The organism is Paenibacillus sp. FSL E2-0178, assembly GCF_038593005.1.
Taxonomy (GTDB): Bacteria; Bacillota; Bacilli; order Paenibacillales; family Paenibacillaceae; genus Paenibacillus_AQ; species Paenibacillus_AQ phytohabitans.
In genome coordinates, this window is the sequence record NZ_CP151953.1 from 3,264,483 (window position 1) to 3,286,103 (window position 21,621).

Annotated in this window: 22 protein-coding genes and 1 CRISPR repeat array; of the genes, 2 read left to right on the forward strand and 20 right to left on the reverse strand. The window is 53.7% G+C overall.

Features of this window, described 5'->3' with window-relative positions; translation table 11 throughout:
* Window positions 1–6: 6 nt before the first annotated feature.
* The 16 genes from MHI42_RS14275 to MHI42_RS14350 all read right to left on the reverse strand — a co-directional run bounded on the left by MHI42_RS14275 (window position 7) and on the right by MHI42_RS14350 (window position 13,877).
* Window positions 7–1,155 carry a flavodoxin family protein gene (locus MHI42_RS14275; RefSeq protein WP_342424219.1) on the reverse strand — a complete coding sequence of 383 codons (1,149 nt, stop codon included), beginning with the start codon at window positions 1,153–1,155 and terminating at the stop codon, window positions 7–9.
* Window positions 1,152–2,591, reverse strand: coding sequence for a U32 family peptidase (locus MHI42_RS14280; RefSeq protein ID WP_246354340.1), 1,440 nt, complete (start codon window positions 2,589–2,591; stop codon window positions 1,152–1,154). Before MHI42_RS14280 ends, MHI42_RS14275 begins: the two co-directional genes overlap by 4 nt.
* Window positions 2,591–3,967, reverse strand: a complete 1,377-nt coding sequence (gene hemW / locus MHI42_RS14285; protein WP_342424220.1) for a radical SAM family heme chaperone HemW — start codon at window positions 3,965–3,967, stop codon at window positions 2,591–2,593. The genes MHI42_RS14280 and hemW (MHI42_RS14285) overlap by 1 nt, the downstream gene beginning before the upstream one ends.
* Window positions 3,957–4,274, reverse strand: coding sequence for a carboxymuconolactone decarboxylase family protein (locus MHI42_RS14290; protein ID WP_171717794.1), 318 nt, complete (start codon window positions 4,272–4,274; stop codon window positions 3,957–3,959). Before MHI42_RS14290 ends, hemW (MHI42_RS14285) begins: the two co-directional genes overlap by 11 nt.
* A gap of 17 nt (window positions 4,275–4,291) precedes the next feature.
* Window positions 4,292–5,647 carry a radical SAM family heme chaperone HemW gene (hemW, locus tag MHI42_RS14295; RefSeq protein ID WP_342424221.1) on the reverse strand — a complete coding sequence of 452 codons (1,356 nt, stop codon included), beginning with the start codon at window positions 5,645–5,647 and terminating at the stop codon, window positions 4,292–4,294.
* 17 nt (window positions 5,648–5,664) lie between these two features.
* Entirely contained in the window at window positions 5,665–5,973 is a 309-nt protein-coding gene (locus tag MHI42_RS14300; protein WP_042210959.1) for a TIGR04076 family protein, read from the reverse strand.
* 39 nt (window positions 5,974–6,012) lie between these two features.
* Window positions 6,013–6,789, reverse strand: coding sequence for a cyclase family protein (locus tag MHI42_RS14305; RefSeq protein WP_342424222.1), 777 nt, complete (start codon window positions 6,787–6,789; stop codon window positions 6,013–6,015).
* Window positions 6,790–6,797: 8 nt separating this feature from the next.
* Complete coding sequence (locus MHI42_RS14310) at window positions 6,798–7,763, reverse strand: amidohydrolase family protein (protein ID WP_171717790.1); 966 nt, start codon at window positions 7,761–7,763, stop codon at window positions 6,798–6,800.
* A gap of 54 nt (window positions 7,764–7,817) precedes the next feature.
* Window positions 7,818–8,198 (reverse strand): cupin domain-containing protein, encoded by a 381-nt coding sequence (locus MHI42_RS14315; RefSeq protein WP_171717789.1) that lies wholly within the window; start codon window positions 8,196–8,198, stop codon window positions 7,818–7,820.
* A 12-nt stretch (window positions 8,199–8,210) separates the two neighbouring features.
* Window positions 8,211–9,410, reverse strand: coding sequence for an MFS transporter (locus MHI42_RS14320; protein ID WP_171717788.1), 1,200 nt, complete (start codon window positions 9,408–9,410; stop codon window positions 8,211–8,213).
* A 22-nt stretch (window positions 9,411–9,432) separates the two neighbouring features.
* Window positions 9,433–9,813 carry a holo-ACP synthase gene (gene acpS / locus MHI42_RS14325; protein ID WP_342424223.1) on the reverse strand — a complete coding sequence of 127 codons (381 nt, stop codon included), beginning with the start codon at window positions 9,811–9,813 and terminating at the stop codon, window positions 9,433–9,435.
* A complete protein-coding gene (locus MHI42_RS14330) occupies window positions 9,810–10,028 on the reverse strand; it encodes an acyl carrier protein (protein WP_171717786.1) in 219 nt (72 codons plus the stop codon). The genes acpS and MHI42_RS14330 overlap by 4 nt, the downstream gene beginning before the upstream one ends.
* 46 nt (window positions 10,029–10,074) lie before the next feature.
* Window positions 10,075–11,322, reverse strand: coding sequence for a beta-ketoacyl synthase N-terminal-like domain-containing protein (locus MHI42_RS14335; protein ID WP_342424224.1), 1,248 nt, complete (start codon window positions 11,320–11,322; stop codon window positions 10,075–10,077).
* Window positions 11,319–12,641 carry a beta-ketoacyl-[acyl-carrier-protein] synthase family protein gene (locus MHI42_RS14340; protein WP_342424225.1) on the reverse strand — a complete coding sequence of 441 codons (1,323 nt, stop codon included), beginning with the start codon at window positions 12,639–12,641 and terminating at the stop codon, window positions 11,319–11,321. Before MHI42_RS14340 ends, MHI42_RS14335 begins: the two co-directional genes overlap by 4 nt.
* A gap of 7 nt (window positions 12,642–12,648) precedes the next feature.
* On the reverse strand, window positions 12,649–13,104 hold the full coding sequence (locus MHI42_RS14345) for an SRPBCC family protein (protein WP_171717783.1): 456 nt from the start codon (window positions 13,102–13,104) through the stop codon (window positions 12,649–12,651).
* A gap of 161 nt (window positions 13,105–13,265) precedes the next feature.
* Window positions 13,266–13,877: a winged helix-turn-helix domain-containing protein gene (locus MHI42_RS14350; protein ID WP_157763983.1), complete on the reverse strand. Its 612-nt coding sequence runs from the start codon at window positions 13,875–13,877 to the stop codon at window positions 13,266–13,268.
* Between the two features lie 611 nt (window positions 13,878–14,488).
* On the opposite strand from MHI42_RS14350, the gene MHI42_RS14355 reads away from it, so the two are divergent.
* On the forward strand, window positions 14,489–15,484 hold the full coding sequence (locus MHI42_RS14355) for an S-layer homology domain-containing protein (protein WP_342424226.1): 996 nt from the start codon (window positions 14,489–14,491) through the stop codon (window positions 15,482–15,484).
* 151 nt (window positions 15,485–15,635) lie between these two features.
* Window positions 15,636–16,407: direct repeats of the CRISPR family, unit length 33 nt; unit sequence ATTTCAATCCACGCACTCCACACGGAGTGCGAC.
* 239 nt (window positions 16,408–16,646) lie between these two features.
* Here MHI42_RS14355 and MHI42_RS14360 read toward each other — a convergent pair.
* Together MHI42_RS14360 and MHI42_RS14365 are read right to left on the reverse strand one after the other, a co-directional pair.
* The gene (locus MHI42_RS14360) at window positions 16,647–17,060 is read right to left on the reverse strand and encodes a hypothetical protein (protein WP_342424227.1); all 414 of its coding nucleotides are present in this window, start codon (window positions 17,058–17,060) and stop codon (window positions 16,647–16,649) included.
* 81 nt (window positions 17,061–17,141) lie between these two features.
* Window positions 17,142–19,121, reverse strand: coding sequence for a translation factor GTPase family protein (locus tag MHI42_RS14365; protein ID WP_342424228.1), 1,980 nt, complete (start codon window positions 19,119–19,121; stop codon window positions 17,142–17,144).
* Window positions 19,122–19,413: 292 nt separating this feature from the next.
* Between MHI42_RS14365 and MHI42_RS14370 the strand changes: the two genes are divergently transcribed.
* Window positions 19,414–20,385 carry an S-layer homology domain-containing protein gene (locus MHI42_RS14370; protein ID WP_342424229.1) on the forward strand — a complete coding sequence of 324 codons (972 nt, stop codon included), beginning with the start codon at window positions 19,414–19,416 and terminating at the stop codon, window positions 20,383–20,385.
* Between the two features lie 151 nt (window positions 20,386–20,536).
* On the opposite strand, the gene MHI42_RS14375 is transcribed toward MHI42_RS14370, so the two are convergent.
* Together MHI42_RS14375 and MHI42_RS14380 are read right to left on the reverse strand one after the other, a co-directional pair.
* On the reverse strand, window positions 20,537–21,292 hold the full coding sequence (locus MHI42_RS14375) for a hypothetical protein (protein ID WP_342424230.1): 756 nt from the start codon (window positions 21,290–21,292) through the stop codon (window positions 20,537–20,539).
* Window positions 21,293–21,398: 106 nt separating this feature from the next.
* Window positions 21,399–21,611, reverse strand: a complete 213-nt coding sequence (locus MHI42_RS14380; RefSeq protein WP_342424231.1) for a GNAT family N-acetyltransferase — start codon at window positions 21,609–21,611, stop codon at window positions 21,399–21,401.
* Window positions 21,612–21,621 lie beyond the last annotated feature (10 nt).

The following is a 21,621-nucleotide window of genomic DNA, read 5'->3' on the forward strand; positions in this document are numbered from 1 at the left end:
ACCGGCTCATACGATGGCTTCCTCCAGATAGTCAACGACCCGGCCGATCTCCCGGCCCTGCGTCCCATCGACTGCAAACAGCTGCCACTCCTCCCTGGTACGCCCCACCAGAATGGCCGGCTGGCCGGGTGCTACGGAGCACCGTGAGGCCAGCGCGTCTTCCCAGTCATAATACAGCTCGAAGCCGGGAACCGCCTGCCCCGTCTTCTCCTTCACAAATTCATGGGTAATGAAGTGGGGCAATTGCCCCACTCTTGCAATCAGCGCACAGGCTGCCTGGCCGCCGAATTGCTGCTCCAGCTGCTCCAGCAGCGGCCCGCAGCGGCTGCTGGCCTGCTGATCCCCAATGACGAAGATCCGCGGCTGCTTCTCCGCCAGCGCACCGAGCCTGACCTCCTCATCCCTGATGTTCTGAACGGTGAAGGCAGACCAGTCATCGGCCTGCTCCGCGCGCTCCTGCTGCTGTTCCCAGCGCACCTGCCCCTGCTCCGCCGGGCTGTCAAAGTAGGAGAATCCCAGAGCCGAAGCGACCCGCAGCCCGACGGCCCGGGCCATCATTTTGGCGGATTCCGCTTCTTCAATCGGTTTGCTCCAGGAGCGTTTCCGGATGCCCGGCTGGCCGTCGTATTCAATCAGGCTGATGCCTGCGCTGGCGATCATGGACAGCTTGATCGCCGTGAAGCAAGGCATCAGAGAGGCCAGCGCCCATTCATGCCCCGGCCCCGCTGCGACGACAATCTGCCCGGCGACCTTTCCCTTGAACGCTTTGCCCTTTACCCCCGCCACCCGGTCATAATTATAGTGCTCAAAATCCAGATCCTCGGCAGAGCACGGCTCGCAGCGGTCGATCCAATTCTTCCAGACTGCCGGAAGCGAGAGCGCATAGACCGGGGAGGAGAAGATAAAGCCATCCGCTTCCTTCAGCTTGTCGTACAGTTCTGTCAACTGATCCTCCGGCTTCTTCAGCAGATGGCAGGGCTTGCCGTTCATGCAGTTGCCGCAGCCCTCACAAGGAAGAATATTGTAATCATTCAGCCGCAGCAGTTCCGTCTCCACCCCCTGCTCCTCCGCTGCTTCGAGCGCGACGGACAACAGATATTCACTGGAGCTGTGATGCTTCTTCATGGACCCGGCGAGCCCGATCATCTTCTTCATCCCACAGCCTCCTCCGCATCCAGCTCAGCCGTATCAAATCCAAGCGCCCTCAGGTCCATGAGTGCAAACATCCGGAAATCAGCCGGGGTACACAGCACATTGGCTTTGGCCACCTCATATCTGGATACCAGACCTGTTCCGTTTGCTGCGGCAAGCTCCTCGGCTTTCTTCCGGATCTCGGTGCTCGCCATGTCGCGGATGAACTCGGGCTTCCGTCCCACAACCCCCTCATAGAGGCTCTGGCTCTCCGCCGTCCAGGTCACCGGCGCTCCGGCGGCCGATTCGAAGAAGGTGCCTGAAGCCAGCGCCGCAAATAGCTGCTCAAACTCCTGGAGAACTGCTCCCCCCGGCTTCGCCACTTGAACAGTCCGGCTGGCCCATTCGGCACAGTATCCGCATTTGTCACAGTCCATCCTGTCACATCTCTTGGCACGGAAGCCCTCCAGGAAGCCCTCCAGACTCTCATTGTCAATGTTCGCCTGGAAGCTGAACAGCAGGCTGTAGACCTGTCTCATTTTTTCGGAAGGTGCGAAATCCTCCTTAATGTTCTTGGAGAAATTGGGCATTTCGAAATCGGCCTCCGCCATCCGCGAGTTGAGCAGACTGAGCAGATTGCCCTGATAACTCCGCCCGGAATAGGCCAGCGCCGTATCCGCAATCTTCTCCGTAGTCTTCATCCGCTCGGTCAGCTTGAATTTGTGATAACCCAGTTCCTCATAGATATGCATATCTTCCGGGCGAATCCATTGCGATTTCAGCAGCTCCTCGGGATGCTGGAGCTTACGCTCCGTACAGCGCAGCATGTAATAATCCAGCGCAAAGCCGTCGGTCACATGATTGCACTGCGAGGCATGGCTCTGAAAGTTCGCATGGTTCTGGCGCATCGGGCAATCCAGCAGGCAGTCATTGGTCGCAATGAGCTGATAGTCGCAGCTGGTACTCTTGCGCAGGCTCTCCAGAAAGGCAAAATCACGGTTCCGGCTCTCGGGCAGGGTAATCTCGCTGACGCCCCGTTCTTCAAAGTAATGCGCTTGTCTAAGCGTGTTGACGTTGGCAAAGGTAGACAAGCTGATCTTGACGTCGGGCAACGCTGTACGCACCATATCAACCAGCATGGGGAGGGACACAGTGACATATTCCGGCTGAAGCGTACCGATCCATTCCAGCAGCTCGCGCAAGCGGTAATGGAATTCCTTGGTCGTCTCCAGATTATCCAGACAAGTAGCATTCAGCAGGTAATTGAACTTGAACCCGTAGGCATGAAGGAGCTTCACATGCTCCTCCACCCTTGTCCGGTCTATGGTTGGCAGCGCAAACGTTGGCCGGCCACCGCCCACCAGATCAGAGGATAACTTGCCATAGAATACATCCACATGTGAATCCTTCAGCAATAAAGGTAACCGGTCATCAAAATTGGTACCGACAGACAGCTTCATCACTTCAGAACCTCCCCTTTAACCTCGGCCGGTTTTTGTCCGCGTGCCAGCTTCACACGGCTCTCGAACGTCTGCTGGTTCGCTTCCGAGAAGAATTCCTTGCATACATTATTGCCCCAGACAATGCCTTTGGCGGACAGGCGAATCTCATGCTCATCCGTTTCAAGCAGGCCTTTGGATACCAGGTCATCGATAGTCGGACCGAAGACTTCTTCCGGCTGATACCCGAACATGCCGGCAAAATCCTTCCGCTTCACCGACAGCATGCGCAGGCCCTTGGCCATCATTCCATGCATCGCCTCCAGATCATCGGCTTTACTGGCGATGAAGACGGACAGGAACTGCTGCTCAAGACGGCTGCTGTACTCCTGAATGTCACCCTGATTGATGTACATCAGCTTGTTGACATAACCGAAGGCGGCCGGACCGTGCGCGAACAGATCCTTCTGCTGGGTATAGTACAGCAGGACATGCCGGTCTTCGAAGCCCGGCTTGGCAAAATCCCACACACTATACTGAACATATCCCTCTTCCTGCAGCAGCCGCTTGGCCTCCAGATACATATCCACTTCCAGATTAACGTCCCCGGTAGGCGGAATCGTGCCTTCCTTAATCATTTTGAACAGCGCAGTAAACGGCACGACACACAGGGAGAACACAGTGATATGATCGATTCCGAGCCGCACGGCCGTCCGGACATCCTCCAGCCACTCCTCCATCGTCTGCTCGGGCAGATTGTACATCAGATCAATCCCGATATTCTCAAAGCCCGCTTCCTTCGCCTCGTTCAGCACCTCGAAGGCCCGCTGCGAATCATGGCTCATCCGGAGATGCCGCCCCATCTTGTCGTTGAAGGTCTGCACCCCTATGCTGATCCGGTTCGCTCCTTGGGCACGGATGGCCTGCATTTTCTCCAGCGTTAAGGTAGCGGGGCTTCCTTCAAAGGAGATTTGCGCATCCGGCAGCACCCGATAATGCTCCTGCACACTCTTCAGCATCTCCACCATCCGCTCGGCAGACAGAGCCGTAGGCGTGCCGCCCCCGAACGTCACTGCACTGATCGTGGACTGTGAACCATAAGGGGAAGAGGCATAGATGCCGATTTCGGCCTTGACGGCCTCCATATACTGCTCTACCTGCTTCTCCTGATAAGCCATCTTGTTGAAGGGGCAGAAGATACAGACCGACGCACAGAATGGAACATGCACATAGACTGCACCGACATTGTCCGCCGGAGGCTGACTATTCAGACCCATCACTCCATAAATGTCGGCCGGAGCAATCTCGGTCACAGGATTCGGATAGTGGGATACACAGATTGGATCTCTATGGGGATACACATTATAGAATGGCTCATAGGACGTCTTAACTGCCATGATGAACACCCCGCTTGGATTCCATTGCCGTCATGGCCGCAGCCAGACCGGAGGATACAGCTTCAATGCCTGCCACAGGCAAGCAATTCATAACGGTCTCCGTCACTTCCTCACGGGTCGCCCCCAGCTCATATGCCTTCAGTGCATGCAGCCGGATGCCGTAGGTAGAACGGTCAGTCACTACACAAGCCAAACGGACCAATTCCCGCACCTTGGGCTCCAGCGTCCCTGTATCCTCAATCGCCTTGCACATGCCTTCAAATGCGGCGCCTACCTGCGGATTGACTCTCATCAACATATCGCTCATTTGCTATAGCCTCCTTATTATTTGACCGATTGCACCGGACGCCCCTTGGCCAGCTTCATCCGGTGCTGCAGCCCGTAATCCGCATACTTAGGGGAGAAAAATTGCTTGCTGACATTGTTGCCCCATATAATTCCGTCGTCGGTCAGTCGGATCCCCTCGGCATCCTGAATCAGCAGACCGTCCTGAACCAGACGCTCAATCGTATCCGGGAACAGCTCCTCCGGCTCCTTCCGGAACATCCGTACGAAATCCGCACGGCTGACTGACAGCATCCGCAGGCCCTTGGCCATTGCCCCATGCGCAAGCTCCAGCTCATCGGCCTTCTCCCCGCAATTGACCGGGAGCAGCCCGTCATGCACGCGGGACATATATTCATTCAGATTGCCGCTGTTGACATACATGTAGCCGTTGATGATACCGAACGCGGCCGCACCGATCCCGATCATATGCGACTGCTCGCTGAAATATAAGGTCGCGTGCCGGTCCGTCTTGCCCGGCTTGGCGAAATCAATCACACTGTACTGGAGATAACCTGCCTCAAGCAGCATCTCCTTGGCGATGGTATACAGCTCAATCTCTCTGTAGACATCACCGATTCCCGGAATCTTCCCTTCCGCTATACGCGAAGCGATCTGCGTATGCGGCACCACACAGAACGAAATCACACAGATATGGTCAATCTCCTGCTCAATGGAGGTGAGGATATCAGCCCGCCATTGATCCAGCGTCTGACCGGGCAGATTGTACATCAGATCAATCCCGATATTGTCAATTCCGCAGCTTCGGGCATTCTTCACCAGCTCGAAGGAATCATCGACACTATGGTATAACCCCAGCAGTCCGGCAAGTTCTTCCTGAAAGGTCTGCACTCCCACACTGATCCGGTTTAATCCCTGCAGGGCTAAGGCTTCAAGCTTGTCGGCCGTGAAATTCCGGGGGTTGCCCTCAATGAAGATCATGGCGTCCTCCGCAACGTGAAAAGCCTGCTTCATGTGCTGCAATATTCCCGTCAGCTCTTCCGAGGAGAGGCATGAGGGGGTTCCGCCGCCCAGATTAATGGAGGAAACCGTAATGCTGCTTCCAAAAGGCGTAGCCGCATACTTGTCAATCTCCTTCCGGACAGCAGCCAAATAATCATCCACCTGATCCTGCTTCTTCAGATAACGGTTGAATGGGCAGAACGAGCAGGTTGCATCACAGAAGGGAATATGCAGATACAAGGCTGTCGGCGTATCTTTGGTATTCACCTGCTCAAGCTCCATCAGCGACCACACTTCAGACTCGGTGTGCTGGGAGATCGGCACAGGATAATGGGAGACACAAATGGAGTCTCTTTCCTTGAATAATTCAACATACTGCTTCGCTCTGCTCATATGGAGCGGCCTCCCCTTCATTTGGATTGCAGCATCCGTCCCGCGTACGGTGAATCTTCAGACGGCTCTACCGGGATGCGGCGGATTTCCATCGTCATCTGGTTGCGCAGATCCGGACAAGCCGAGTGCACAATATTACCCTCAGGGTCCCACGGCAGCTTCGCATCCATATTCAACGCGAGCAGCATCGGGAAGACCGAATGGAATGCCGTTCCGCACAGATTGCCTGCGTTCAGCGGAGAGACCTTCATGATATCCCCTTCTTTATGCCCTGCCCGGCAATGCCCCTTAACGCCCGTTACCTTGAGTTCAAATTCATAATTCATTCGAAATGCCTCCTCCATATATTTGGTGATAGATTTCACTTACTCTGCCGCAGGCTCTTCGACAATGGCCACTGCCCGTACCCAGGCCGCTCCTGCCTGTCTGATCTTGATTGGAAAACAGGCCACCTTAAACCCGTAAGGAACCGGAATCTGCTCCAGATTCGCCAGGCGCTCCATATGGCAATAAGTCTGCTTTCTTCCCCAGAAATGGGCCGGAAACAAATAGGCGTTGTCCCGGGTTCGCTTATAATCCCCGATCATATTCTTGAACGGACGGTCGAACCCGTAGCTGTCAATGCCCATGACCCGGATGCCTTGGTCAGTCAGCAGCTTCGTGGCCTCTCTGCTCATGCCCGGATAATCCGTAAGGTATTGGGGCGTGCCCCAATGACGGTCTGCACCTGTACGGATCAGCACAATATCCAGCGGCTTCAGCTCGTACCCGATCTTGACCAGCGCCTGCTCGATATCCTGCTTCTCAATTGCTTCACCCGCTTGCCTATGCGTAACATCCAGCACCACACCGTCGCAATAGCACCACTCCAGCGGCACCTGATCTATAGACGCTGCAGGCTTGCCTTCGCTCATAGAGCCGAAATGCAAGGGGGCATCAAAATGTGTCCCGGTATGCGTGGAAGCGGAGATCATCTCCATATTCAAGAATTCTTCATCCGGAAAGTCTTTTCTGCTCCCGTCGAACTGGCGTGCAAAGCGGTCCGCCCCTTCCTGATGGCCGGTCTGCTCGAAACCATATGGAGCCAGCTCGCCCGGATTCTGCTCCATATGCACACTCAGATCAATGAATTGATATCTCATGCCCTCACCTACTTCATTATTCTCAGCGCGTTCAGCCCCAGGATGTTCTGGACATCCTCCTTCTTGATCTCCTTCACGCCCATCATCAGCTTCATGGGCAGGGGAATTGCCACCTTCTGCATGTAATTCAGCACTTCGGCGATGTTCGGCGTTACCGTCCAATCCGATCCCCAGAGAATCTTGTGGCTGCCGCAGACCGAGATCATCTTGGCCAGCTCCATCCGGAACACCTTGGGATTGTTATGAATAAGGATATTGGCTACCGCCGTGATGGTCACATACATGTTCTCGTGCCTGCCCACCATGTAATAGCACAGGTCATTCCATGGATGTCCCATATGCTCCACAATCAGGGTCAGCCCTGGAAAATCAACAGCTACATCATCAAGCAGAATCGGATAGTTATGCTTCATCCGAAAAATACTGCCTGGCGTAATTCCGGTATGCACGCTTACCGGAATTCCCAGCTCGCTGCACCGTTCATACAGCGGATAGAGCAATTCCCGGTCGTTCAGGCCGAAGCCGCCATAATCATTAGGATTCAGCTTAAAGCCTTGCATTCCAAGCGTGTTAATCGCGTAATCCAGCTCCGCCAGCGCTTCCTTCCCCTTATAGGGGTTGACACTCGCGAATCCGCGCAGCTTGTCAGGGTGTGCCCGGACCGCCTCGGCGATTTTTTCATTGGACAGCACCTCATAGCCGTATACATCCTCAAAGCTGAGCTGATGGACCCAGCTCATGGCAATTTGATTCTCGGCCATACAGGAGAGGTAATCCTCGAGCAGATTGTTGTCATCTACGAATCCTTCTTGAGCAGCACCAACCATCTTCTTCAAATATTGCAAATCATCGAATCCTTTTTGCTTCTTGTAATCGGGGACGGTTCCGGCGCCAGCCAGACTGAGCTCCAGACTTTTATTCTCCTTGACGGCAAAATGGGCATGAGTGTCTACAATAACAAGATTGCTTTTCACGTTTCTCTTCTCACCCCTTTGGATTGTATGGAATTGCTTACAGCTGCCCGGGAGCTATACATCTCTGTGGCCCTTCTCTGCACTCGGGGCCAGCGGAGCCGTGGCGAAGACCAGCTCCATTTCGCCCGGCCCCTCATTTACCACCCGGTGCCGCTCACCCTTCCTCGCAATGAACAGGCAATGCTCCTGAAGGGAATGCGGAATATCTTCAATGAACGCCGTTCCTTGTCCCCGGACCACAAATACGGTCTCTTCACCGTAATCATGGAGATGCTCCTTGATCTCTTCCCCGGCGCGGAGAATCACATGACCCATAATCAGCTGCGAGGCTCCGACCGTTGCCGGACTCGCCAGCACGCGCATCTGTCCTCCCCTGGCAAGAACCACCGGCACATCCTCAAATTGAACCACTGTACTTGTGTACACCTGCTTCATCCTCGCACCCCTTTATCCGGCTGATTTATATTCAGATACACCCGATTCTTCCTTTTTGCCCAGGCCAAGCGAGATCAGAATCGTAAGCACCATCATTCCGGCTGCCACCAGATAGCTGGGATGCGTTCCGATCCTGCTGTAGAAGAAGCCGCCAAGCGTCGACCCCAGCGCAATCCCGACTCCCTGCAGGGTTCGGAAGGTCCCTAATGCCGCGCCCATTTCCATCGGATTGATCTTGATGACCTTATCCGTAATAATCGTGTTGACCAGAGTAATAATAGGCCCCTCTGTAAGTCCAATCAGCGCATAGCCGAAGGTCAGCAGCCAGGGGTTGAAGTCAAGCGCATACAGCAGCACGAGTGCTCCCAGACAGATCGACTGGGCCCAGATCAGGGGCGCATGTCTACCCACCTTATCCGAGATCCAGCCAATGAATACCGCCCCGAACGAGGCTACGGCTTCATAAGGAATGAAGAGCAGGCTGAGCAGCACGAGGGAAATATCCTGTTCCTTGGCAGCAAACGGCACCAGGAAGGTCGTAAACACACCCACCATGAAGCACAGGGTTCCTACAATTCCCGCCAGCAGGATTTCACGGACGCCCAGCCATTTGAAGGAGCTTTTGAAGGCTTGCCCGATGCTTCTGCTTGTATTCTTGACCCCAGTCTCCCTCAGCAGCACCGTGGTAACCAGCGTGGACAGCAGCAGGAGTGAAGCCAACACCGCGAAGGAGGTATGCCAGCCAAAATAATTGCTCAGCAGGCCGCTAAGCACATACCCCAGCACCGACCCGGCACCAATCGCCCCGGACACAATGCCCATCGCTCTGCCCCGCTCCTCGGGCTTGCACACATCCATCACCACCGCGAAGATCGGTGTGGACACGAAACCTCTGGCGAAGCCGAACAGCAGCCACCCCGCCGTAAAGAGCAGGACTCCGTGGGATGCAGCTACCATGAATACGGCCACTGCCGACAGGGCCAGGGAAGCGATAATAATCTTCTTCCGCCCGTAGCGGTCCGCGAACACGCCGGAGGGAATCGACAGAAAGGTCATCACCAGCGAGGCAATCCCCGCTATGCTTCCAATCTCACCGGAGGTCATGCCGAGATCGCTGCTGATCAGGGGTGCGATGGGGAAGATACTGACCATAATCGAAAAGACGAGTAAAATATTGATGGCTAAGAGTGTGAAAATTTTGTTGTTGCTCATATCAATTGTCCTCTCCTCACAGTCATTGACTGCTCTCAATAATGATGAATGCAGCAGCATAATCACCGTGATGACTAATGCTTACGTGAATCGTCTCCTGCTGCTGTAGATAAGGCTCAAGGGCGCTGCTGCGGACCAAATAGGGCTGGCCGCTGGCATGGTTGAGAAACTCCATTTCATTCCAGCCCAGCTCACAGTTCATTCCGGTTCCGATGGCCTTCAGCAGCGCTTCTTTGGCGGCAAATCTGCCCGCAAGGAAGTCTGCGGCATGTCTTTTTTTACAAGTGAACAATTCTCTCTCTTCCTTCGAAAAATATTGCTGCATGAAGATATCACCGCATTTCGCCATCATCTGCTCCACAAAGCTAATGCTGATAATATCCATGCCGATCCCTCTGATCATGCCTTCAAGGCAATAGCTTCCATCACCTGGCCCACGGAATAAGCTCTGAGCGCCTTGCCTTCAATAAAGATGCCAAAGGTCTTGGCCAGCCCTGTAGACACAAGCGCCAGCTCTGTCGAATCCAGAGCCAAATCTTCATACAAACGCGACGCCTCCGTAATCTCCTCCTCAATTCCGATATCCTCAATGATGGCCTTTACCTGGTCGAATACCATTAGATACACCCTCCCGCTTGAGTTTATGAGCCATAACCTTCGTTGTTCACAAGCCTTCGCCCTTCACCACCAGTGCCGAAGAGACCCCGCCCCTCCCTCTGGACAGAATAAGTGAGGACTCGACAGATACCCGGCGGCTGCTTCCCGCCACGAAATTCAAGTCGTTGTCCGGAGCCGATTCCGCTAAATACGGAAGACCGGGCAGCTGCCCGTGATTCATGGCAAGCACGCTTAGTGCCACATCGAACGCGCCTGCAGCCCCAATCGTGTTGCCGAAGGATGTCTTGGGACAGCCCGCCCATTTGTCCGATGCACTGCCACCGAATACCTCTTGGATTGCCGCGCATTCAATCCCGTCTTGACGGGAGGAAGCCGCCCCATCCAGTGAGAGATAGCCAATCTGCTCCGGTTGGATCTCCGAATGTCCGATGGCCAGCCGGATGGCCCTGGCATATTGCGCCACACTCTCCTCATGCGGGGCGGATTCCTGCCCGTCATTCGTGAATCCGAAGCCCTGGATACTCGCTCTCACCCGGCCGGTTGACTCACGCTTCCGGAGGCTGCGTTCAGATTCAAGGCAGAGAAAGGCCGATCCTTCAGCCAGGGCTATTCCGCTCCGGGCCGCTACAAACGGACGATACGCCGTCTCCGGGCTGTCCGCCTTCAGGTTCAGCAGCCCCTCCGAGTTGTAGAAGGAGAGCGCCCACGGATCAAGCGGCGTCTCTGCACCGCCCACGATGGCCGCATCAATGATTCCGCTGCGAATGGCTCTGGCCGCATAAGCAATGGCAAGCAGGCCGCTGCTCCGGTCTGCGATAACCGTCTTGCTGTAGCCCTTAATGCCGAAGGCCAGGGACATATGCCCCTGTGCAGCGGCCGGAAACCAATTGCTTGCGAGGTTAGGATCAATGAAGGGGGCACCTTCGTTATGCAGAACACGCAAGCCATTCCTGGCACTCTCCCATCCTCCCGAGTTGTTGCCGACGAAGATGCCGATCCGCCCGCGGCTCATCGTGCCAAGATCCCAGCCGGCATCATCCATGGCATCCTTCGCTGCCAGGATCGACATTACTGAGAACCGGGAGCACTTCTTGAACAGACGCTTCGAGATGACCTGTTCCGGCTCCATCCCGCTGACTTGTCCGGCGAAGGGAGGCGCCTCTCCAACCGTACCCTCAAGCTGGAGTGGGGTCATATAGTTACGGCCGCTCAGGAGTCCGTCCCAAAAGGCCCCGGCAGTATTCCCGCAAGGCCCAACCATACCTACTCCGGTTACGAATACTTTATTCTTCATGGGCTGCACATCCATTGTTCAGTCTGAAGCTTCCCCGTCATATTACAGAACTCGCTCCTCGCCAGAATCATGGCGGAATGAATGCCGGAGAAGCCGCTTGCATTGGTCAGAATATGGTACAGGTCACGCTTTAAGGCTTGCCCCGGCACATAATTCAAATCGCAGGCCGGATCCGGCTCGTCCAGATTCGCCGTGGGCGGGATATAGCCTTCGTTCAAAGCCAGCAGACAATGTACGATCTCAATGGCGCTTGCTGCCGAGAGCGGATGACCCACCATCGACTTCGTGGAGCTGATCGGAATGGAATAGGCTAATTCGCCAAAGGTTCTTTTGTAGGCAGCGGTCTCAAAAGCATCATTCTGCGGGGTCGAGCTTCCATGCGCATTGATATATTGAACCTCTCCCGCTTCAATGCCGGCATTCTCAAGCGCCTCGTTCATCGTCAGACTGAGCGCCTCCCCGTTCTGGGGCAAATCGGTCATATGATAGGCATTGTTCGTGCTGGAGAAGCCGGTGACCTCACCATAGATTCTGGCCTGCCGCCGCAGTGCATGCTCCAGTTCCTCCATTACAACCACTGCACAGCCCTCACTGAGAACGAATCCGCTCCGGTTCAGCTCAAAGGGTCTGGAGGCGCGCTTGGGATCATCGTTGAACTTTGAGGTCAATGCTCCAATTGCATCAAAGGAAGCGATGGTCATGGAGCTGATCGGCGCTTCCGCTGCACCGCATATCATGATGTCATGTTCTCCTGCCGCGATAGATTCGTATCCATACCCGACAGCATCAATACCGCCTGTGCAGCCCGTTGACATGACCAGCGCTTCTCCCTGAAGCCCGAACTCATGCGCCACATCAAAGGCAATATAGGAGAACATGCCTTTGCGGTATAAATCATCCTGTCTAAGCCCCTGGGCAATCGGCCCCTGGCCGCCCTCCGTCACTTGCAGAAAGGTCTGCTCAGAGAATGGGGTGTCGGCAATCGCATTGGCGATGCAGACCCCTGAACGCTCCCGCATTTCCTTAGTGAACTCCAGCTGCGCATCGGCAACAGCCCTTACAGCGGCGTTGACTGCCAGAATTCCCGGCCGGCCCATGCCTTCCCTCACTGCTTCATCGGCCGTCCTGCCGAGATGCTCAAAATCCGGTATTCTCCCGGTGACCCGGCTCTTCAAAGCCATATGCTCATAACCCTGCAGGCTGTCATATCCAACCTTGCACTGCAGGCTGTTCTTCCAGAAATTCTCCGGCGTATTCCCCAGCGGGGTAAGCAGCCCCATTCCGGTGATAACCACTCTTCTTCCCATCACATTGTCCATCCAGGCCTCAGCTCCGAATCCTTGGTTTCTCGATATTAAGCTTGACCGCCTCCATCTGCTCCTTCGTGGTACGGTTCAGATGGGCTTCCACCTGCTCTGCGGTGAGGCCGCTTGCGGGATCTACCTCAAACTCCTGAATCCAGGTCATGTACGTGCCCTCGCCCTGCTCCTCATAGAGCCATTCAAGATTCATGTGCTTGAACGGCAGCAGCGGCGCAAGACGTCTGGCGGTAATCCGGAAATTAGGCCGGTCCAACCATCTTTCGGATGTCCATGAGCGCGACGGGCGATTTGGCTCAGGAAATGTAGTCAATTCAAAACGGATGTAGGACTCCCCCTGCTCCAGCACCCGCGTTTCTTTATATTCCGTGAACAAATCCGTCCAGCCCGCAATATCGTTGGTTCTGTCAAATACGGTGTTCCGGTCTGCCTGAATCCAGATACTGTTCTGAATCGTTGTCACTGTACATGCCTCCCTAATAGTATTAATTACATCGTATCGTTAAATTTTGGAGGGGGACATAACCCGGCTGTTAAGCTTGCGTTAATTTACAGTTATTCTGCAGCACGAAGACAGCACAGGCTCCCCAGCAAAAAAAAAGACCTGACAGAAAACTGTCAGATCTAAAAGCTAACCGAATATCCGATTCCCCGGCGGAAGTGAATGATGTCGCTTCTGCCGGCTGTCGTTTCAATTTTGTGCCTCAGCTTGTATACATACTGCCTGACAATTTCAGGGGATGTATAGCTGTCCCACAGGTGGTGCAGTATCTTCTCGGTGGGGATGTACTGGCCCTGGCATTCCAGCAGCAGGTCAAGCAATTCATATTCTTTACTGGTGAGTTCAATGATAACCTCTCCGACTTTCAGGGATTTAGAGTGAAGGTTAAGCGCGATATCCTTGATTTGTCTGGTACAGTGCGTATTCACACTCAGCTCTTCGTCGAACCAGCAGCGCAAACGGCTGAATAATTCCTCCTGGAAGCCATGGCCTCCCGAGCTGTCGATGTAAATATGATTGGAAGGGAACTGGACGGTTATGCCCTGAGTGCTGATCTTCTCAACAATAAGGAATACTTTCAGCTTAAGCATCTGCTGCAGGTATTGCATCGTATGAATGAAGCCCAGGTTAAAGTCCGGGGTACTGACCACCACGCCGTCAAACCTCAAGCCATCCTTAACAATATCGACCAGCGCCTCAAGCTCCTTGAAATGAAATACCTTACAACCATACACCCTTGAAAAAAAAGAATGAACATTCTGAAACCTACACCCCTCACAAGGCTCTGTGGAACCCGCACAACAAACCAGTGCAACCCGCATGCGCTTCTCTCCAATCCCATTCTTTTCAACCTACACCGAATTTCACCAAGGGTTTCGTTTTCTATTTTATAGTATTAATTAGGATAAAAAAGGAAAAATATCATAGCGTTATATTAAAAAAATCAATTCGCAGAATACTGCATAACTCATTGCCGCCCTCTGCTTCGCGGACAACCTTTCCTATGCATCAGTTACTCTCCGCCATCCTTCCGTCAACAGGTCATCAGACCTAATTTTTACCAATAATTCCTCGCAGAATGCGACAGCGGAATCACAATAGATCAATCTTCAAGACTTATGCATTTGCCGCATTCCCAACTTTATGTATTTCAAAAAAACATGCTCATTATTTACTATTTTTTTTGAAAATGAACCTTTCTCTACGATCCGACAAAATCCGAGTTATTTTAGACATAAAACAAACACTGTTTTAATCCGAAAATAATTCATCAGAAAAAAATTTTCTTTGCCAGGTGCAACATTTCCCACCTAAAAGCCATCTTAGTAGGTAGAGGTGATGCACAATGAAACCAACTAATCTACTGAAGCGCGCAAAAAATATGAGCATCGCGTGCGGAATCCTGGCTGCCAGCTTGTCATTTGGGGCATCCGCTTTTGCCTTTTCTGATCTGAACGGAAATCCTGCCGAAGCCAAAATTAATGCGCTGCATGACGCCGGTGTGATCAACGGTATAACCAGCAACCTTTTTGCTCCCAACGCTAAAGTGACCCTGGCGCAAGGCGTTCAATTTCTCGTCAAAGGGCTGGCGCTGACGCCACAGACAGATACAGGCAGCACTTCCACGGCCAGCAGTTTTTTTGACAATGTAAAAGATAATGCCTGGTATGCCTCCTCGTTCCTGACCGCCAAGCAGAGCGGTTTGACTCTAGCACAGAATGCCAATCCGAATGCAACCTTGACCCGTGCAGAGTTCGCTCATCTGTTGACTGAAGCCTTGCAGAGCAAGGGTGATTTCCCGGTTACCGAAATGTATGTAGATGTTGCGGATGGCAGACACCTCTCTTCAGAAATCATGAACAGCCTGCAGATTCTGCTGAACACGAAGGTGATTACGCTGGACAACGGAAAATTCCGCCCAGCCGATATCATCACCCGCTCCGAGGCCGCTGTTATGGTTCATGATGCTGCTGAGTTTGCAGCGCGGGTGATCAACCAAGACGATACAGTCATTGAGCCTTCTGAACCGGAACCAGTTCCGGTTAATAACTACATTTCAGATGTCGTACTTGAAAAAGCTGCTGAAGGCGTCAATAAAGCCACCATCACCGTCGATAATCTGCCTAACCCCGGCTACGGCCTGGCGGTAGAGCGTATCGAATTCACGAGTGCCACCAAAGCAGTGATCTACTTCAAAATAACCCTGCCCGATCCGGATATGATGTACCCACAAGTCATCACCAAAGGGACGGTTTCCACTTATCTGCCCGAAGGCTATACCGCTACAGCAGAGCCTGTAATGGGTTCGCGTTGGCTGCAGCCGGCAACTGATGTACAGTAAATCTTGATGCAAGGCTTATTGTAAGGTTACAAGCAAATGAATTGAAAAACAGATCATGCCTGATTTCTGAGTCATGATCTGTTTTTTTATTTTACGTATTTCACACTGAGTGCGACCTCTACGCCATCGTCGCCTGGGGCCGCTATGATCTATTTCAATCCACGCACTCCACATGGAGTGTGACGGTGTGTCTGGCTGTACTGGTGGTGTGGGGTCATTTCAATCCACGACTCCACACGGAGTGCGACGAGATCCTTGCATACGATCAGATCCAATATCTGATATTTCAATCCACGCACTCCACACGGAGTGCGACTTGCCGTTTTGTTGTTCAATCTGTTGTTCGATTTCATTTCAATCCACGCACTCCACACGGAGTGCGACTGCCAGTTATGCGACGAACCAGACGACAGCGAAATTTCAATCCACGCACTCCACACGGAGTGCGACGTTCACAACGCAGTTAGCGACTACGGCGTTTGTGCTATTTCAATCCACGCACTCCACACGGAGTGCGACTTTTGATGATGATATCTCCTGCTCTATTTATGAATTTCAATCCACGCACTCCACACGGAGTGCGACCTTTTACGGAGATACAGAGCAACATACCGTATAACATTTCAATCCACGCACTCCACACGGAGTGCGACTTCATTATTCAAACGACTTCTTACAGATATAATGATTTCAATCCACGCACTCCACACGGAGTGCGACTTGGCGTACATAGAGCGACGCTATTCGAGTGGAAATTTCAATCCACGCACTCCACACGGAGTGCGACTGGTCAAGACAGCAGCAACGCCGAAATAATGCCATTTCAATCCACGCACTCCACACGGAGTGCGACGATAACGGTGAGTGGGTATACGGATCGTATCAAGTAGATTTCAATCCACGCACTCCACACGGAGTGCGACAGCGGAAACCAGCACATTCCATGCTGTTCCTGCATCAATTCACTGCACTTTCCCCGAAACGATACTACAATAAGTATCGATCAGCCGTTGACTTTTCTTAATCAATCGCTAACTTAGAAGGTTTCGTCAAATTCTGAGGTGCGAAGGACCCGGGGATTTCATGGGAGCTTGCCATTCGCACTGATCATCTTCTACCTGTTGATCCAGGATTATATTCTGCAAAAGTAATTAATTCCCTCCTAAGTATGAAAAACCGTCATCAGTAGAATCAGCAAACCGCTGATCAGCCCGAACAGTTCGAGTGCAAACATTCGGGAACGTTTTTTCCGGAAAAATACAATAGAGGGATGGGCCAGACCGGCCGCCATATACAGAAGAGACAGCAGCAGGCCGAAGCTAAGCAGTGAAAATATCGGATTATCCGCCTGAGGCACGCCGAGGAAAATGACCAGCAGAATGAGCGCGGTTAGCAAGTACAGAAACCAGCGGGTAAACCGGATAGCCGGACCGGATTGTACCGGGGGAGTGTTATCTGGGGCTTGCTGTTCACGGGTATGCTTCTCCAGTGCCCGCCGGAACTCCTCGGGATTCTCGTTGCGCATTCGCTGCATTTGGTTCGCATTGTCGATTCGCCGCTTCAGGCCTCTGAACATGCGGTTCTCTCCTCTCCATTGCTGCTTCTCTCGTTATACTGTGCTACTGATTCTCACGCCCTGCCTATTTCTTTCCCCATCCTACCCCTGCAGCGCCTTCCGCACGCTCAGAATATACTTCGCCTGATCGAGCGGGTTCACGCCCCGGCGGGTACGCTCGGCAATGACGTCCGGCGGGCACGGTTCATAGCCGGCAAAAAAGGAAGTAAACGTGCTCCGCCCCTTCGTGTAGGAGCTTAAGGTCACAGGATAATCTAGCGAGGTTGCCAGCGGCAGCCTGCCTTCGATGATCATCCGCTCGCCCTGCAGCACGGGCGGCTCGAAGGTGCCGCGCATCTGCACGAGGTCGTTCATCACGCGGCCGCCGTTCTCCTCAGGCACAACGATGCGCACCTGCAGGATCGGCTCCAGAAGGCTGGTGCCGGTATGGGCCAGCCCATCCATGATGGCCATGGGCGTAGCCACGGCAAAATCCAGCGGATGGGTATGCCACACATGGTGGTTCCCCTCCACCAGTGTGATCTTGAGGTCGGTGACCTCCCACCCGCGCAGACCCTGCTGCAGCGCCTCCGGCACGCGGCGGGCCGTCTCGTTCTGGTATTGCGGCAGCAGATCGGAGCTGCGCACCAATGATTCATAGACGAGGCCGCTGCCCGGCGGGCCCGGCTCTATCTGGAACCTCAGAATTGCCCAGCACGGCTTCGGCATCAGGTACGCAACGTAGCCTTCACCTGCACGGCTTGGCGTTTCCCTGTAGATCACCGACGGCTGGCCGAAGGTGACCTTCAGCCCGAATCGCTCCTGTAATACACTATCCAGAATCTCCAGCTGGATCGGCCCCATCACCTTGATATGCAGCTCCCGCTCCTCCTGCAGCCACTGGGTATCCAGCAGCGGGTCCTCGTCGGCCAGCTCCTCAAATGCGGCAATCACCTTATGGTCGTCGGCATCCGCTCCCCAGAAGACACGAACGGTCAGCAGCGGGACGGCAAGCTTCGCCTCCTGCGGAATGGCCTCCGGCCGGCCCAGCACATCGCCGATCCGCACGCTGGACAGCCCATAGACTACGGCGATGTCCCCCGCTTCCAGCGCCCCCACATCCTCGGTGCGTCCGCCTTCGACCTTGCGGATCTGCGTCACCTTGACCTGAACCTCCTGCGTATAATTCATCACCGTATCCCGGTTACGGATAGTTCCTTGATAGAGGCGCACGAAGGCCATGCGGCCCATGCTTTTGTCACGCTGGATGTTGTACACGATACCGGACACCGGCTGCTCCGCATCTCCGCCCGCGCGGGGGAAATACTCGGTCATGGCATCGAGCAGCGCCGTGACACCGAGACCTTTGGCCGCTACGCCATACACCAGCGGATACATTTTTCCTGCGGCCGTCCGAACGGCCAGCTCTCTTTTCCACTGCGCCAGATCTGCCGTACCGCCCGCCATATACAGCTCCAGCAGCTCCTCGTCCCGCTCCGCGAGCGCTTCCAGCAGTTCTGTCCGCGCCGCCGCGTCTGCGCCTTCACTCCACAAATCCGCCGCCCCTATGTATTCCCGTTCCCTATATAAGGGCTGCTGCACAGGCACAATATCCCCGGAGAGATAGGTCCGCGCCTGAGTTAGCACAGCGGCTGGATCCGCGCCGATCCGGTCCATTTTATTCACGAAGATGAGCGTCGGAATTCCCAGCTTGCGCAGCGCATTCCAGATCATCTCACTCTGTGCCTGCACGCCCTCCACTGCTGACAGGATCAATACCGCACAATCCATCACCCGCAAGCTGCGCTCCACCTCGGACAGGAAATCCACATGCCCCGGGGTATCGACCAGGTTCATCTGCACTCCTTGCCACGTAAATGAAGCCAGAGCCGCCCGCACAGAAATCCCCCGCTGCCGCTCCACCTCCATGGAATCCGTCAACGCCGTTCCGCTGTCGACACTGCCAAGTGCGCGAATCCGCCCGCTCTCATATAATATATGCTCTGTCGTAGTCGTCTTCCCCGCATCTACATGGGCAAAAATCCCCACGTTGATCCGTTCAACCCTCTGCTGCTGAATCATCTATGTTCTCCTGTCATAAGCCGAATGTATGAATGCCTGATAGTGTTTGAATCCGTTTACTGATTCTACTTCAAGTGTACAGCCAAATGCCGCTAATGTTCAATCGGTAAGCACTTTCCCGGATGACGGCCCCGCGGTCTGCTGATACTAACAACAACGCGCCTTCTGCAATTAGGTTACTTGGTGACAGACGCACTTCACTCAGCTCAACAACAATTTTTTCAGCTTATACAGATCTGCCTGCAACATTTCGGCCCCTTTAGCCATCTAAGAGTATAAGAGGTGAGGCACAATGAAGAATAAATCATTCCAGAAGCGCGCTACAAAAATCACTCTAGCGTGCAGCATTCTGGCAGCAACAGTATCGTTCGGAGCATCGGCTTCTGCCTTTTCGGATCTGAAGGGCAATGCGGCCGAATCCAAAATCAATGCACTCCATCAAAATGGCATCATTAACGGAATTACCAGTGATATGTTCGCACCGAAATCCAAGCTGACTTACGCCCAAGGCCTGCAGTTCATCGTCAGCGGACTCAAGCTGTCTCCGCAGAATACAACCGGCAGCAAAGCCAGCGATTACTTCGACAAGGTAAAAGATAACGCATGGTATGCCTCCGCATTCGTGGCTGCCAAGCAGAGCGGATTGTCTCTGGACAAGTCCATCGACCCCAATGCGGCAATGACGCGGATCCAGTTCGCTCATTTGCTGACCCAGGCGCTGCAGAGTAAAGGGAACTTCCCGGTTACGCTGATGTACGCTAATATCACGGATGGCGGCAAGCTGTCTACAGCGGAGATGAACAGTCTGCAGATTCTGGTCAATACCCGCCTGATCACGCTGGAGAAGAACAATACCTTCCGTCCGAATGAACCGGTTACCCGTGCGGAAGCCGCTGTCCTGATCTATGACGCAGCCAAATTCGCCAAAGAGGTAATCACTCCGGATGACAGCGCCACGGCTCCGGTTAATGACTATGAAGCAGCGGTTACGCTGGAAAAAGCGGCAACTGGCGTAAACAAAGCCACTGTCACTGTTGAGAATCTGCCTACCTCGGGTTACAACCTGTCGATTGAGCGGATCGAATTCGGCGCTAACCAAACAGCAGTGGTCTATTTCAAAGTGACTGCTCCGCCTGCCGGTTCCATGAATCTGCAGGTCATCTCTACCGCCTCCGCGGTGACTTACCTGCCTGAAGGGTATACAGCGGTAGCCAAATCCGTAACAGGTTCGGCTTCTGCTGCCGCTTCTTCCGCAGGGATGTAAGTGAGAAATACAGCGGCTACTGCTTGATACCATGGCACATGGCAGTAACCTATAAACGCATATACGTCAAAAGAAGCCGCATCGCCGTTGGGATAACCAAGGGATGCGGCTTTTTGCGATGTACTAATAACTGGCGCTTTCAGTCCTTACGTTAAGGTGTCCACTGATCATGAATGATCCCTACAAGGATATGATCCTGACCATTCTTCTCGAACACCAGCCGCAGGCTGCGCCAATCCATGCCCTCTGCGGAAGGATCGATCCCCTTGATATAATAATCAACGAAATCATGAGTTTCCTTAGGATACACCTCGTTGATATTGTTCACGGTTGTACCTTGCCCCTGGCTTTGATTCACAGTAACTTCAGCCTTCCCTGCAAAATCCTCATCGTACACATACTGCTTATAATAATCCGCAAAGGTTAACTCCATCGACTCGCCTGAACCTGCGGACTCTCCCCAATTACGCTTCAGCGGGTCCTTCATCGCGCCGGTCAGCTCATCCTGGCTTAACACAATATCTCTTTCCGTTTGAACATAGGCGTAAGGGGAAAAGCGGACCCCTCGGTCCCGGTGTACCCACGCGGCGAGCGTCTCCATATTCCCGCTCTTCAGCGCCCGCATTACTGTAGTTGCCGCTTCCAGCGCTGTAGGCGGTGTGCCTTCCTCCGGCGGTCCGGGGTCTTCCGCTACCGGAGTTGGTTCCGTAGCTTCAGGACTTGGAGCAACCGTTGCCGGGGATGCAGATGGTGATGGTACGACCGCAGCAGTGGCCGGGGCAGATGTCTGAGTCTGCTCCGGTGTGGATGTGGTCCCCGGCGCCGCTTCCGGCGCTGAGCTGCAGGCTGCGAGCATTAGCATTCCTGCCGTTAACGCGGCGAATCCAATTGATTGTGCCTTGTACATGATATCCCTCCTCATGCTGCCATTCTTACCCTTGTAGACGCTGCCCGGCCGGATATAGTTGCAAGGCGCTTATCACATGGGGAGGTAAGCATTGGGAGGGGGCTAGTTAACTGATTTGTAGCAGACGAACGATTTCACCCTCGATAACTTTTTCACTGGCTTTTAGAAACCCTAAAGCTTCATACATTCTTCCCGCAATCAGATTGTCCGGCCGGTGCCCAATCATGATTCTAGTACAATTGGAACCACTCATCAGCTGAATCAAGGTTTCCATTGCCGCCTTGCCATACCCTTTGCCTTGATGCTTGTGATCAATCATTAGGGCAGGA

Coding starts and splice junctions, on each gene's coding strand:
- MHI42_RS14320 (WP_171717788.1), bottom strand. CDS start 9,410: ATGAGCAACAACAAAATTTTCACACTCTTAGCCATCAATATTTTACTC.
- acpS (WP_342424223.1), bottom strand. CDS start 9,813: ATGATCAGAGGGATCGGCATGGATATTATCAGCATTAGCTTTGTGGAG.
- MHI42_RS14275 (WP_342424219.1), bottom strand. CDS start 1,155: ATGAAGAAGATGATCGGGCTCGCCGGGTCCATGAAGAAGCATCACAGC.
- MHI42_RS14375 (WP_342424230.1), bottom strand. CDS start 21,292: ATGTACAAGGCACAATCAATTGGATTCGCCGCGTTAACGGCAGGAATG.
- MHI42_RS14290 (WP_171717794.1), bottom strand. CDS start 4,274: ATGAGCGATATGTTGATGAGAGTCAATCCGCAGGTAGGCGCCGCATTT.
- MHI42_RS14340 (WP_342424225.1), bottom strand. CDS start 12,641: ATGGACAATGTGATGGGAAGAAGAGTGGTTATCACCGGAATGGGGCTG.
- MHI42_RS14300 (WP_042210959.1), bottom strand. CDS start 5,973: ATGAATTATGAATTTGAACTCAAGGTAACGGGCGTTAAGGGGCATTGC.
- MHI42_RS14305 (WP_342424222.1), bottom strand. CDS start 6,789: ATGAGATATCAATTCATTGATCTGAGTGTGCATATGGAGCAGAATCCG.
- MHI42_RS14365 (WP_342424228.1), bottom strand. CDS start 19,121: ATGATTCAGCAGCAGAGGGTTGAACGGATCAACGTGGGGATTTTTGCC.
- MHI42_RS14380 (WP_342424231.1), bottom strand. CDS start 21,611: ATGATTGATCACAAGCATCAAGGCAAAGGGTATGGCAAGGCGGCAATG.
- MHI42_RS14360 (WP_342424227.1), bottom strand. CDS start 17,060: ATGTTCAGAGGCCTGAAGCGGCGAATCGACAATGCGAACCAAATGCAG.
- MHI42_RS14370 (WP_342424229.1), top strand. CDS start 19,414: ATGAAGAATAAATCATTCCAGAAGCGCGCTACAAAAATCACTCTAGCG.
- MHI42_RS14330 (WP_171717786.1), bottom strand. CDS start 10,028: ATGGTATTCGACCAGGTAAAGGCCATCATTGAGGATATCGGAATTGAG.
- MHI42_RS14355 (WP_342424226.1), top strand. CDS start 14,489: ATGAAACCAACTAATCTACTGAAGCGCGCAAAAAATATGAGCATCGCG.
- hemW (WP_342424221.1), bottom strand. CDS start 5,647: ATGAGCAGAGCGAAGCAGTATGTTGAATTATTCAAGGAAAGAGACTCC.
- hemW (WP_342424220.1), bottom strand. CDS start 3,967: ATGGCAGTTAAGACGTCCTATGAGCCATTCTATAATGTGTATCCCCAT.
- MHI42_RS14335 (WP_342424224.1), bottom strand. CDS start 11,322: ATGAAGAATAAAGTATTCGTAACCGGAGTAGGTATGGTTGGGCCTTGC.
- MHI42_RS14280 (WP_246354340.1), bottom strand. CDS start 2,591: ATGAAGCTGTCTGTCGGTACCAATTTTGATGACCGGTTACCTTTATTG.
- MHI42_RS14315 (WP_171717789.1), bottom strand. CDS start 8,198: ATGAAGCAGGTGTACACAAGTACAGTGGTTCAATTTGAGGATGTGCCG.